Annotated in this window: 7 protein-coding genes; 1 reads left to right on the forward strand and 6 read right to left on the reverse strand. The window is 71.1% G+C overall.

The window, feature by feature from the left end; all coding sequences use genetic code 11:
• Nucleotides 1-43: 43 nt before the first annotated feature.
• Nucleotides 44-880, reverse strand: coding sequence for a tetratricopeptide repeat protein (locus tag ACE3OU_RS02910; RefSeq protein ID WP_374240031.1), 837 nt, complete (start codon nucleotides 878-880; stop codon nucleotides 44-46).
• Between the two features lie 326 nt (nucleotides 881-1,206).
• On the opposite strand from ACE3OU_RS02910, the gene ACE3OU_RS02915 reads away from it, so the two are divergent.
• Nucleotides 1,207-3,081, forward strand: a complete 1,875-nt coding sequence (locus ACE3OU_RS02915) for an ATP-binding protein (RefSeq protein WP_374240032.1) — start codon at nucleotides 1,207-1,209, stop codon at nucleotides 3,079-3,081.
• A gap of 149 nt (nucleotides 3,082-3,230) precedes the next feature.
• Here ACE3OU_RS02915 and ACE3OU_RS02920 read toward each other — a convergent pair whose 3' ends face one another.
• From ACE3OU_RS02920 to crcB, 5 genes are all read right to left on the reverse strand, one after another.
• Nucleotides 3,231-3,644 carry a DUF4870 family protein gene (locus ACE3OU_RS02920; protein WP_374240033.1) on the reverse strand — a complete coding sequence of 138 codons (414 nt, stop codon included), beginning with the start codon at nucleotides 3,642-3,644 and terminating at the stop codon, nucleotides 3,231-3,233.
• A gap of 70 nt (nucleotides 3,645-3,714) precedes the next feature.
• On the reverse strand, nucleotides 3,715-5,454 hold the full coding sequence (locus ACE3OU_RS02925; protein ID WP_374240034.1) for a putative bifunctional diguanylate cyclase/phosphodiesterase: 1,740 nt from the start codon (nucleotides 5,452-5,454) through the stop codon (nucleotides 3,715-3,717).
• The gene (locus tag ACE3OU_RS02930) at nucleotides 5,447-8,101 is read right to left on the reverse strand and encodes an ATP-binding protein (protein ID WP_374240035.1); all 2,655 of its coding nucleotides are present in this window, start codon (nucleotides 8,099-8,101) and stop codon (nucleotides 5,447-5,449) included. Before ACE3OU_RS02930 ends, ACE3OU_RS02925 begins: the two co-directional genes overlap by 8 nt.
• A 61-nt stretch (nucleotides 8,102-8,162) precedes the next feature.
• Nucleotides 8,163-12,260 carry an ATP-dependent RNA helicase HrpA gene (gene hrpA, locus ACE3OU_RS02935; protein WP_374240036.1) on the reverse strand — a complete coding sequence of 1,366 codons (4,098 nt, stop codon included), beginning with the start codon at nucleotides 12,258-12,260 and terminating at the stop codon, nucleotides 8,163-8,165.
• Nucleotides 12,261-12,279: 19 nt separating this feature from the next.
• Complete coding sequence (gene crcB, locus ACE3OU_RS02940) at nucleotides 12,280-12,684, reverse strand: fluoride efflux transporter CrcB (protein ID WP_374240037.1); 405 nt, start codon at nucleotides 12,682-12,684, stop codon at nucleotides 12,280-12,282.
• Between the last annotated feature and the right edge of the window lie 132 nt (nucleotides 12,685-12,816).

Genomic DNA, 12,816 nt, shown 5'->3' on the forward strand with positions numbered 1-12,816 from the left:
GCGGTAAGTGATAGCGAGTGAGGAGCCTGCTCCTCACTCAGCTTCAATTCAGGTACATCGACAGCTCCCGCCGCGCCGCCGTCACCGCCTTGGGGTCGGGGCACAGCGGAAACCACTCCACCAGCTTGTCCCGCGCCGCCTTGCGGGCCTCGGCCCGGTCGCGCAGCACCACCTCCAGCAGCTGGGCAAAGGCATCGCGCCAGGCGCCGCGCCGGGCCTGCAGCGTGGCGAGGGCGAAGCGCGCCTCGAAATCCTTCGGATCGGTGGCGATGCGGGCCTCCAGCGCCCCCTCGTCCGCGTCACCCGCCCCCTGGGCGAGGTCGAGCCGGGCCTTCAGCTTCGACCACCCCTCGCCGCGCTCGCGGGGCTCGACGGACTCCAGGCCGGCCGCCGCATAATCGACGATGCCGGCGTCGAGGAGCGCGGCGACCAGCTCCAGCACGATCTCCGGCCGCCCGCCCGACAGCTCGGCGGCCTGGTTGAGCAGGTCGGCCCGCACCATCGGGTCGGCGAGGGTGGCCGCCTGGCGGCGCAGCTGCTCGGCCTCGTCGGGCAGATGGGCATCCAGGAAGGCCCGCACCTGCCCCTCCGGCAAGGCGCCGGTAAACTCATCCACCACCTGCCCATCGACGAACAGCTTGACCGCCGGAATGCTGCGCACCGCGTAGCGGGCCGACACCGACGGCGCCTCGTCCGAGTTGAGCTTGGCCAGCTCGAAACGCCCGCCGTAATCGGCCGCGAGCTTCTCGAGCAGGGGCTTCAGCACCCGGCACGGCCCGCACCAGGGGGCCCAGAAATCCACCAGCACCGGCACCTCGCGGGAGCGGGCCAGCACGGCGGTGTCGAAATCGGCTTCGGTGACGTCGTAGGCGTAGGGCATGGATCTCTCGCTGCAGGAAACAAAGGCCCGATTATCCTGGAAACGGTCGCTGGACGCGCTCGCGGGTGCGTCTGGGCGGGTGTCCGGCGCGAGGCCCTCCGAGGGGGCCGCGACCCTGCCAGGCGCACGCCCAGGCGTGCCAGCGGGCACATAGCGAGATCAGCCACCGGGTGAGCATACGCAAGCGTGTGCTCATGCGGCTCCTGGGGTTACGGAAAGCGGTTGGCTGCCGTATCCGGGGTTATCCCGGCAAGCGACCGGACGGGGCAACACGGCGTCCCCGGCGCGCCGGGCGATCTGCTAGATTCAGGCCCCCGCCCCGCCCGATGCCCGTGCCCCCCGCCTATCCCGACGTCCCGGAACGCCTGCTCGCCCAGTGGCAGGAACTGATGAACATGCTGGCCCTCGACTGCCAGGTGCCCTCCGCGCTGATCATGCGGCTGCATCCCGCCGAGCTGGAGGTACTGATCTCCGGCGGCGACGGCTCCCCCTACCACGCCGGCGAACGCGAGCGCCTGAGCTCCGGCCTGTATTGCGAACACGTGATCGCCACCCGGGCCCGGCTGCTGGTGCCCAACGCCCTTGCCGACCCGGCCTGGGACGACAACCCGGATGTCGCCCTCGGGATGATCTCCTACCTCGGCTACCCGCTACTGTGGCCCGACGGCGAACCCTTCGGCACCGTATGCCTGCTCGACCGGGAAGAAAACGCCTACTCGGCCGCCATCGACGGCAAGCTGGCCCTGTTCCGCCGGATCGTCGAGAGCAACCTCTCGCTGATCTTCGAAACCGCCGGGCACCGCCGCACCATCGCCGCGCTCACCGAGAGCCAGCAGCAGCTCCACGAGGCCGTGCTGCGCGCCAACGCCGCCGACCGGACCAAGACCGACTTCCTCGCCCGCGTCGGCCACGACCTGCGCGCCCCGCTCACCGCGATCATCGGCTACGCCCAGCTGCTGCAGGAGAGCGACGCCCCGGCCGCGCGCCATGCCCAGGTGATCGAGCGCAGCGGCAAGCACATGCTGACCCTCATCAACGACCTCGTCGAATACGCCAGCGGCTCCCTGCGGGACGAGCTGGTCCCCCTGCCCCACCGGCTCGCCGGCTTCATCGACGGCATCGCCCGGGAGGCCGAGATGCTGGCTCGCCGCAACGGCAACCGCTTCCGGCTGCGGCTCGGCGCCGACCTGCCGCCGGTGGTGTTCATCGACGCCCGGCGCCTGCGGCAGATCATCGGCAACCTGCTCGACAACGCCGCCAAATTCACCCACCGGGGCAGCCTGGCGCTGATCGTCAACCACCGCCCCGGGAGCGCCCCAGACGGCCACACGACGCTGGAGATCGAGGTGCGCGACAACGGCTGCGGCATCTCGGCGGAAGACCAGCCACGGCTGTTCGAGCCGTTCTTCCGCTGCGACGACAGCCGCCGCATCGAAGGCACCGGCCTCGGCCTGCCCATCGTGGACCTTTGGGTGAAGCGGATGGGCGGTCAGCTGCGGCTCGACAGCCGCCCCAACGCCGGCACGCGGGTCCGCGTGGGCATACCGGTGCGGGTGGGCAGCGAGCGGGACATCGGCGCGGCAGAACCCGGCCCGGACGCCCCCGCGCCCCGCTTCGGCGACGGACGGCGCCTGTGGGTGATCGAAGACATGGCGGCAACCCGCAGCTTTCTGATCGCCGCCCTCGAGGAGGCCGGCTTCGTAGTGGACAGCGCCGCCGACGGCCAGATCTTCCTCGAGCGCCTGCGCGCCGGCGACACCGCCCGCCCCAGCCTCGTGCTGACCGACCTGAACATGCCCGGCGCCGATGGCCACGCGGTGCTGGCCGCCGTGCGTGAGCGCTGGCCCGGCGTGCCCGTCGTGCTGTTGACCGGCCAGTCGCTCAGCGGCGCCAGCCGCGGCTTCGACGCCCGCCTGCCCAAGCCCATCGACGTCGCCCGGCTGCGGGCGACCCTGGCCGGCCTGCTGCCGCCAACACCACCGAAGTCGCCGAAGCCGGCCCGCCGCGCGCCGGTGCGCCGCCCGGGCGCCGAGGCGCTGGCCCGGATGCGGGCCCTGGTCGCCCTGGGCGCCCTCACCGACCTCGTCGAATGGGCCGAAGCCCTGGCCGCCGAGGCCCCGGGGCACGCGGACTTCGCCCGCGAGGTGCTGGCCACCGCCGAGCGCTGGGATCTCGAGGCCCTGCAGGCCCTCTGCCGCTGAGCGCGGCAGCGCCGGCCGGCACTGCCCAAAATTGAGGCAACCTTTAAAAACCCTTCCGGATCATACACCTGAAGGCGGCCCCCACAGCTTATCCACAGGCTTGGTCACGCCGTCCGGGGATAAACGCGGGGCACATTCGCCGGTGGCGCTCAGCCGCCGACCGGCCGGCCGTTGCCGAGAGCGAGCCAGCCCCGCAGCACCCGGTAGCCGACCCACAGGCCGAGCAGCGGGATCATCACCCAGGCCGCAATGGGAATGCCGATGACGGTGAGCATCACCAGAAAGGACACCACCAGCCACAGCAGGGTGAACCAGAAGGTGCGGATCTGCCACCGAAAGTGGCTCTCGAGCCAGCTGCCGGCGGCCTCCCCGCGCTTCACGTAGTTGAGCACCACCGCCGCCAGCGAAGGCAGGCCGAACACGAAGCCGCCCGCCACCGTCGCCGCCGCGGAGGCGACACCGACGATCACCGCGACGGCATGGAGGCCGTAGATCACATGGGTCCAGCGGACCAGGGACGGGTCCGCCGCCGGCCCCGCGGGTAAGACTTGAGGTGAGGTCATCCTGCCGGCTCCTGCTGTAGGTGGGATGACGCCAGTATCACCCCGCGCGGCGCAGGCCGCCAGCGCAACGTCAGCCCGCCCCGCAGAGCCGGGCCTCGAAGTCCGCCCGCTCCAGCGGCCGGGAGAACAGGTAGCCCTGCCCCTGGTCGCAGCCGAGGCGGCGCAGGACGTCGAGCTGGGCGTCGGTCTCGATGCCCTCGGCAACCACCGAGCAACCGAACACGTGGGCGATGATGACGATCGTCTCGACCAGCTTCTGATCGTCGGCGCTGTGCTCGATCTCGCGCATGAAGCTGCGGTCGATCTTCAGCTCGCTCACCGGCAGCGACTTGAGGTAGGACAGGGATGAGTAGCCGGTGCCGAAGTCGTCGATGGACACCCCGATGCCGGCCTCACGCAGCGCGGCGAGGCGGACCCGGGCTTCGGCGATGTCGTGGATGAAACCCGATTCCGTGACCTCGATCTTGAGCCGTCCGGGCGGCAGCGCGGCGGTGGCGAGACGGCGCAGCACGCCCTCGACGAAGCCCTCGTGGAGCAACTGGCGGCTCGACACGTTGAGCGCCAGCGCGAAGTCCCCGTCGATCTGGCCGCCCTCGTGCCAGGCCTGCACCTGGCGGATGCCCGCGTCGAGCACCCAGCTGCCGATGGCGAGGATGTCGCCGGACTCCTCGGCGAGGGGGATGAAGACGTCCGGCGACACCAGGCCCATGTCGGCCGAGTGCCAGCGCAGCAGCGCCTCGGCGCCGATCAGGCGGCGGCTGGCGAGGTCGATCTTGGGCTGGAAGACCAGCTTCAGCTCGCCGTCGGGGACGGCATGCTTGAGCGCCCGCCGCAGCCGGCCGCGGCGCGCCAGGGCCTCTTCGAGGGCAGGGCTGAAACGCCCCACCTGACCACCGCCGGGCGCCGGGATGGCGGCCGCGGCCTTGCGCAGCAGGTCCTCGGAGCCGCTGATCTGGTCCGAGGAATGGGCGACCCCGACCCGGATCGAGGTAGCGAGGAGCAGATCGTCCACCGGGTGGTCGCCTTCGAGCAGGCGCAGCAGGCGGGCGGCCGTCCGGTCGAGCAGGCTCACGTCGGCGCAGGGCTGGACGAGCACCAGCTCGCTGTTGCCCCAGCACCCGATGGTGCCGCCCTGGGCCACCGGGCTCGCCGCGGCCAGCTCGCCGAGGGCCTTGAGCAGCCGCTCCGCGGTGGGGTAACCCTGCACCCGGGCGATCTCCTCGACGTCGTCGGCGACGATGAAGAACACCGCGACCGGCTCACCGCCGCCGAGCAGCTCGTCCACCGCGGCCAGCACCGCGCGGCGGTTGGGCAGGCCGGTGGCGCTGTGGGTGAGGGCGAGGCTGCGCAGCTCGGCGGTCTGGTGGTCGACCAGGGTCTGCAGGCGCTCGGACTTTTCCCGCATGTCCTGGGAGTGCAGGTGGGCCAGCAGGATGTTGCGGATGCGCTTGCGCACCTCGCACTGGTCGAAGGGCTTGTTGAGGAAGTCGATGGCGCCCAGCTCGAGGGACTCGGAGCGGGTCTCCCGGTCGGTCTGGGCGGTGAGCACGACCACCGGCGGTGCCATCACGCCGAGCTGCCAGCGCACCTGGCGCAGCACGTCGAAGCCGGAGAGGTGCGGCATCCGGATGTCGAGCAGGATCAGGTCGGGCAGGCAGCGCTGGATCTCGGCGTTCACGTCCCGCGGGTCGGTGATGCCGAGCAGGTTATGGTAGCCGGCGTCTTCGAGGATGCCGAGCAGGAGCTCGACGTTGGCCGGCGTGTCGTCCACCACCAGGATGCGGGCGTCGGCGAGGTGGGCTTCAAGCATGGGTGGCGCCTCCCAGGTGGTAGGCCAACACCTTGTGCAGGCGGGTGAAATCGAGGGGCTTGACGAGGTAGTCCGCAAAGCCGGCGGCCAGCCCGCGCTCCACGTCGGCGGGCATGGCGTTGGCGGACAGGGCCACCACCGGGATGTCGCGGGTGGCCGGGTCGGCCTTGAGGATGGCCAGGGCGGCGTAGCCGTCGATCCCCGGCAGGTTGATGTCCATCAGAATCAGCGCCGGCCGCTCGGCCCGGGCCAGCTCGATGCCGAGGGCGGCCTCGTGGGCGAGGCTGAGGGCGCAGTCGTCGAGGTCCTCGAAGATGTCGCTCATCAGGCGCTGGTTGGCCGGGTTGTCCTCCACGTACAGCACGCGCCGCCGGCCGGCCTCTCCGCCGCCCCCGGCCAGCGCGCCGGCGACCGGATCGTCGGGGCCCCGGTGGGACACCTCATCGGCCGCCAGCGGCAGCTCGAACCAGAAGCAGCTCCCCTGCCCTTCGGTACTGCGGGCGCCGACGCGGCCGGACATCTTCTCGACCAGCTGCTTGGTGAGGGCCAGCCCGACCCCGGCGCCCTCGATCACGCTGTGCTCGGCGCCGATGCGGTTGAAGGGCTGGAACAGCTCGCCGAGGCGCTCGGCCGGCACACCGATGCCGGTGTCGTGCACCTCGACGCGCAGCCGCCCCTCGTCGCCGTTGCCCCAGGCCACCTCGACCCGGCCGCCGACGCGGTTGTACTTGATCGCGTTCGACAGGAAGTTGATGAGCACCTGCTTGCTGCGGGTGAAGTCGGCCATCACCCGCGGCCGGCTCGCCGAGGGCGGCGGCAGCCGGATCTCGATGCCCCGCTCCCCGGCCAGGGCGCTGACGGTGCCCACCGATTCCTCGACCACCGCGGCAACCTCCACCGGCTCGATCGAGAAGGCCAGGCCGCCGGCCTCGATGCGGGAGAGGTCGAGGATGTCGTTGATCAGCGTGAGCAGGTGCTGGCCGCTCTTCAGGATCTGCGCCACCTGCCCGGCCTGGCGCTCGGGGAGCGGCTGCCGGCGATTGTTGAGGAGCAGCTGCGAGAAACCGATGATGGAGTTCATCGGCGTGCGCAGCTCGTGGCTCATCGACGACAGGAACTCGGTCTTGGCGCGGCTGGCCTGGGCCTGCCGCGCATGGGCGGCCTCCAGCTCGCGGGTGAAGCGGGCCTGCTCGTTGATGCGCCGGTAGAGGTTGATCAGCAGCGCGCAGGTGGCGGTGAAAGGTTCGAGCCAGGCCAGCAGCTCGGCATCCACCTCGTGGCGGGAGTTGGCGATGGCGTACATGCCGATCACCTGCCCCTGGTCGATGATCGGCACGCCGAGGTAGTTGAGGAGCGGCGGATGGCCGTGGGGGAAGCCGGTGCGGCGGGTTTCGCGGCCGAGGTCGTTGGTCATCACCACCTCGCCCCCGGCAAAGACCCGGCCGAGCATGGAGTCCGGGTTGGTGAGCATCATGTCGCCGGAGGAGAGGCGCTCCATCAGCCGGCGCGAGTCGTCGTTCCAGGACAGGTCGGTGATGGCGTGGATCTTCAGCCCGGGCTTGCCATCCACCGGCACCACCTCGCCGATCAGCGCGTAGTCGCTCTCGGTGAGGGTGCGCAGGGCCTGCTTGAGGAACAGCCACAGCTGGTCGCTCGACATCAGCGCGGCGAAGTCGGTCATGCCCCGGTGGAGCACCTGCAGCAGGCGGTGCTGGGCCTGCTCGCGGCCGCGGGCGTGGTGCAGCTCGGAGAGGTCGGACAGGATGCCGATGAACTCGACGCCCTCCTGGCCGGGCGTCACCACCTCGCTCACCGCCAGATGCACCGGGATGGTCCGCCCCGAGCGGTGCAGGGCCTGAGCCTCGCGACCGATGCCGATCACGCTGGGCGGCCGCCCCTTGAGGTAGGAGTCGAGGTATTCGTCGTGGTGCTCGGCCCAGCGCTGGGGCATGATCATCCGCACGTTACGGCCGATCAGCTCGTCGGCTGCGTAGCCGAGGATCTGCAGCGCGAAAGGGTTGACCTGCTCGATGATGCCCTTCGAGGTGATGCGGATGATGCCCACCGCCGCCCGGTTGAGCAGGGCCTGCTCGCGGGCGATGGTGCGGAGCAGCGCCTCGTGCTCGGAGTCGGCCTTGAGGGTGGCCAGATGGTGGCGGATCAGCACCTCGGCCTGGCGGGCGAAGCTGTCCAGGCGGGCGGCCTCCCGGGCGCTCAGCCGGCGGGGGGCAGTGTCGAGGATGCACAGGGTGCCGATGGCCTGCCCATCCACCGGGCGCAGCGGCAGGCCGGCGTAGAAGCGGATGCCCGGCGTGGCGCACACCATTGCGCTGCCGGCAAAGCGCGGGTCGTCCGCGGCATCGGGCACCTCGAACAGCCCCTCGCCGCCGATGGCCAGGTTGCAGAACGCCCCGTCCCGCGGGCCTTCCCGCACCGTGAGCCCCACCGAGGCCTTGAACCACACGCGATCGGCGTCCACCAGGGAGACGACGGCCACCGGCACGTCGAAGACGTCAGCCACCAGCGCCACCAGCCGGTCGAAGGCCGGGTCCGGGGCGGTATCGAGCAGACTGGTGCGGCGGAGCTGGGACAGGCGCCGGGCTTCGGCCTCGGGGAGGGAGGGCTCATCGGAGGAGACGTGGTGCATGTCAGGCATTCCCGCTGGAGGACAGTCCGGGCACCGGTCCGCCGGGCGAACCCGTCAGGCGTCAGCGCGGACGGCTGTCCCAGATTTTTTGTAAACGTTTTATCGACACGGGCATGGGGGTCTTGAGCTCCTGGGCAAAAAGGCCGACCCGCAGCTCCTCCAGCAGCCAGCGGAACTCCTCGAGCTGGGGGTCGGTGACGCCGGCCTTGGCCTTGGCCAGCCATTCGCGCTCGAAGGGCTGGGCGAGGCGCTTCCAGTCGGCCATCAGCTGGCCGTCGCGGGCCGGGTTGGTGCGCAGCTTGTCGATGCGCACGGTGGCGGCCTTGAGGTAGCGCGGGATCTGGGCGATGCGCTCGTAGGGTAGCGCCACCAGGAAGTTCTTCGGCATCAGCTTCGCCACCTGGGCGTTGATGTCGGCGACCACCTCGGGGAAGGTCTTGAGGCCGGCGACGCGCTTGACGAGGGTGGCGTGCTCGGCGATCAGCTGGCCGGTGAGGCGCATCAGCTCCTGGGCCACCAGGGTGATCCGCGGCTTGGCCTCCTGGCAGCGCTTCGCGAAGGCGTCGGCATCCGCCGGCAGCGGTTCGAGCAGGCAGCAGCGCTCCAGGGTGGCGGCGACGAGCTGCGCCTTCAGCTCGGCCTCGCTGCCGTAGCCGATGAACTGCAGGGCCAGCTCGCGGATGCCGGGCAGCTTCTCGATGGCCTTCACCTGGGCCGAGAGCTCCAGCGCGAAGAGCCGCGCCAGGCCGCCGCGATGGACCTTGGCTGCCTCTTCGGGCGTGTCGTAGGGGCGCAGCGAGACGCTGCTGCCGTCGTCATGCAGCGCCGGAAAGCCGATGATGTCGCGGCCGGCCACCTTCACCTCGAGCAGCTCCGGCAGCGGCCCGAAGGTCCAGCCGGTGAAGCCGGCGAGCCGGGGCTCGGCGGCGTTGGGCGCGCCGGGCGCCTTGGGCGGCTCGGCCTTCTTCGCCTCGGCGGCGCCCTTCTTCGGCGCCGGGGCCTCGGCGGCCGGCACGATGCGGGCCGACTGGAAGCGCGCCGCCACCTGGTCGCGATACTTGGTGCGCAGCTCGGCCAGATTGCGCGACTGGCCGAGGATGCGGCCGTGCTCGTCCTGCACCCGGAAGTTCATGAAGCAGTGGGGGTTGAGGTTCTCGGGGCGGAAGCTCTCCATCGGCAGCTTGAGCGACACCCGCTCCTCGACGAAGCGCTGGAGCATCCTGATGAGCGGCTCGTCAGTGTCGAACTCGCCGGCCTCGAACCTGGCCATGAAGTCGGCGGCGCTGTCGACCATCGGCTGCAGGCGGTGGCGGTGCTTCTGCGGCACGGTGCGCAGCAGCGCATGCACCTTTTCTTCGAGCAGGCCGGGCACCAGCCACTCGCAGCGGTTGGCGGGGATCTGGTTGAGCATCGCCAGCGGCACGCCGAGGGTCACGCCGTCGTCGGCCTCGCCGGGGGCGTGGAGGTAGGTGAGCTTGAGCTTCTGGCCGAGCACCTCGAGGTGGGCCGGGAAGCGGTCGGTGGTGATGCCCTCGGCGTCATGGCGCATCAGCTGGTCGCGGCTGAGCTGCAGCAGCTTGGGCGACTTCTTTTCGGCGTCCTTGCGCCAGGCCTCGAAGCTGGCGATGTCCAGCACCTCGGGCGGCAGCTTGGCGTCGTAGAAGGCGTGGATCAGCTCCTCGTCCACCAGCACGTCGGGGCGGCGCGACTTGTGCTCGAGGCGCTCGATCTCGGCCACCAGGCGCCGGTTGTGGGCCAGAAAAGCCATGCCGCGGGCCGGGCCCTCGGCGATCTCGCCCTGCACCAGGCCCTCGCGGATGAACAGCTCGCGGCACAGGGCCGGATCGATCTCGCGGTAGCTCACGCCACGGCGGGGGTACACCGTGAGGCCGTACAGGGTGCCCCGCTCCCAGGCCCGCACGGCGCCGCTGGCCTTCGACCAGTGGGGCTCGGAGACCTGCCGCTTGAGCAGGTGGCCGCCCACCTCCTCCAGCCACTCGGGCTCGATGCGGGCCAGGCAGCGCCCGAACAGGCGCGAGGTGTCCACCAGCTCGGCCACCATGATCCACTTGCCGGCCTTCTTGGCGAGGGCAGAGCCCGGATGCGGCCAGAACTTGATGCCGCGGGCGCCCAGGTAGCTGCCCGCCGCCGGCCCCGAGGCGTCCTCGATCTTGCAGCCCACGTGGCCGAGCAGGCCGGCCAGCAGCGCCTTGTGGATGGCCTCGTAGCTGGCCGGCTTGTCGTTTTCCTTCCAGCCATGCTCGGCGCACAGGGTGTGGAGCTGGGTGAACACGTCGCGCCATTCGCGCAGGCGCAGCCACGACAGGAAGTTGGCCTTGCACCAGGCCTTCTGCTTGCTGGAGCTCTCGTGACGCTGGACCTCCTCCCAGGCCTTCCAGAGGTTCCAGAACCACAGGAACTCGGATTTCTGCTCGTGCTCCGGGCCGCGGAAGCGGGCGTGGGCCTGGTCGGCGGCGGCCTGGCGCTCGGGCGGGCGCTCCCGCGGGTCTTGCGTCGACAGCGCCGCGGCGATCACCAGCACCTCGGCCAGGCTGCCCCGGTCGCGGGCGGCGAGGATCATGCGGCCGATCTTGGGGTCGAGGGGCAGCTTGGCGAGCTCGCGGCCGATCGGGGTGAGGTGCATCACCGCCCCGCCATAGGCCTCCTCGACGGCGCCGAGCTCGGCCAGCAGCTGGTAGCCGTCGGCCACCATGCGCGGCAGCGGCGCGTCGATGAAGGGGAAGTCGGCCACCTCGCCGAGCTTCAGCGACTTCATGCGCAGGATCACCCCGGCCAGGGACGAGCGGAGGATCTCCGGGTCGGTGTGGGCCGGGCGCTTGTCGAAGTCGTCCTCGTCGTAGAGCCGGAAGCAGATGCCGTCGGCCACCCGGCCGCAGCGGCCGGCGCGCTGGCGGGCCGCCGACTGGGCAACCTTCTCGATCTGCAGCTGCTCGACCTTGTTGCGGTGGCTGTAGCGCTTGACCCGGGCAAGGCCGGTGTCCACCACGTAGCGGATGCCCGGCACGGTGAGGGAGGTCTCGGCCACGTTGGTGGCCAGCACCACCCGCCGCCCTCTGGAGGGCGCGAACACCCGCGCCTGCTCCTGGGCCGACTGGCGCGCGAACAGCGGCAGCACCTCGGTGCCGGCGGCGTGGTGGGCCTTGCGCAGGGCCTCGGCGGCCTCGCGGATCTCGCGCTCGCCGGGCAGGAACACCAGCACGTCGCCGGGGCCGCTGCGCTGCGCTTCGTCGACGGCATCCACCAGCGCGTCGTAGAGGTCGCGGTCGGGGCCTCGGGTGTCGGGGCGCGGGGCCGGCTCGCCGGGGCGGACGGGCTTGGGCTCGTCGCGCTCGACGGGGCGGTAGCGCATCTCGATGGGGAACAGCCGGCCCGACACCTCGATCACCGGCGCGGGCTTGTCGGGCGTGCCGAAGTGGCGCGCGAAGCGCTCGGCGTCGAGGGTGGCGGAGGTGACGATCAGCTTGAGATCGGGCCGCCTGGCGAGCAGCTGGCGCAGGTAGCCGAGCAAAAAATCGATGTTGAGGCTGCGCTCGTGGGCCTCGTCGATGATCAGCGTGTCGTAGGCCGACAGCAACGGGTCGCCCTGGGTCTCGGCGAGCAGGATGCCGTCGGTCATCAGCTTGATGTAGCTCTGCGGGCCGATGCGGTCGGTGAAGCGGATCTTGTAGCCGACGGTGCTGCCGAGCTCGCTCTTCAGCTCCTGGGCGATGCGGCTGGCGGTGGCGCGGGCGGCGATCCGCCGCGGCTGGGTGTGGCCGATCAGGCCGGCCACGCCGCGGCCGAGCTCGAGGCAGATCTTGGGCAGCTGGGTGGTCTTGCCGGAGCCGGTCTCGCCGCAGACGATCACCACCTGGTGGTCGCGGATCGCCGCGGCGATCTCGGCCTTGCGCTGGTTGACCGGCAGCTCGGGCGGAAAGTCGGGCTTCGGCAGCGCGTTGGCGCGGGCGATGAGCCTGGCGGCCGAGTCGGCGATGGCCAGGCGCAGAGCCTCCGGCAGCTCGTCGAGACTGCGCGGCCGCTTCGGCAACCGGCGCAGGTCGCGGCGCAGGCGCGGGCGGTCGGCCGACAGGCAGTGTTCGAGCAGGGCGTAGGGATCCTGGGGATCGCGCGGGGTGTTGCGGTGTTGCGGAGCAGCCATTCGGAAGTGCCGGATTGATTCAGTTGCGGAGGAGATGCACGGACCACATGCCGAGGGCCGTCATCGCCAGGGAGCCGAGCACATGCACGGCCGCGGCGCCGGCCGCCCAGGCGTAGCGGGCGGTTTCGATGAGGTGCACGACCTCGGCGGAAAAGGTCGAAAATGTCGTCAGCCCGCCGAGGAAGCCCGTGACCACGAACAGCCGCAGCTCGGCGGGCAGGCCCGTGCGGGTGGCGAAGAAGGCCACCGCCACGCCGATCAGGTAGCCGCCGGCCAGGTTGGCCGCCAGCGTTCCGAGGGGCAGGTGGGCGAACAGGGGGTTGAGCCGCAGCCCGAGCCACCAGCGCAGCCAGGCGCCCAGGGCGGCGCCGACACCGATGGCCACGAGGGCGAGGACGGGAATGTGATGGGCGTGATCGGACATGGGGCCGGATTTTACCGCGCCCGCCGGCCCCCGGCCGCGCGATCTGCCCCGCGCGGCCGCGCAAACATCGGTGCCGTCGGGCCTGCAGCCCCTAAAGGAGTCGGCGCTCGCGCCGATACACTCCACACAAGA

This window comes from Zoogloea sp. (assembly GCF_041908905.1).
Taxonomy (GTDB): Bacteria; Pseudomonadota; Gammaproteobacteria; order Burkholderiales; family Rhodocyclaceae; genus Zoogloea.

Excerpts from the sequence above, each read along its gene's own strand:
- ACE3OU_RS02910 (WP_374240031.1), bottom strand. The coding sequence starts at position 880 with ATGCCCTACGCCTACGACGTCACCGAAGCCGATTTCGACACCGCCGTG.
- ACE3OU_RS02915 (WP_374240032.1), top strand. The coding sequence starts at position 1,207 with ATGCCCGTGCCCCCCGCCTATCCCGACGTCCCGGAACGCCTGCTCGCC.
- ACE3OU_RS02920 (WP_374240033.1), bottom strand. The coding sequence starts at position 3,644 with ATGACCTCACCTCAAGTCTTACCCGCGGGGCCGGCGGCGGACCCGTCC.
- ACE3OU_RS02925 (WP_374240034.1), bottom strand. The coding sequence starts at position 5,454 with ATGCTTGAAGCCCACCTCGCCGACGCCCGCATCCTGGTGGTGGACGAC.
- ACE3OU_RS02930 (WP_374240035.1), bottom strand. The coding sequence starts at position 8,101 with ATGCACCACGTCTCCTCCGATGAGCCCTCCCTCCCCGAGGCCGAAGCC.
- hrpA (WP_374240036.1), bottom strand. The coding sequence starts at position 12,260 with ATGGCTGCTCCGCAACACCGCAACACCCCGCGCGATCCCCAGGATCCC.
- crcB (WP_374240037.1), bottom strand. The coding sequence starts at position 12,684 with ATGTCCGATCACGCCCATCACATTCCCGTCCTCGCCCTCGTGGCCATC.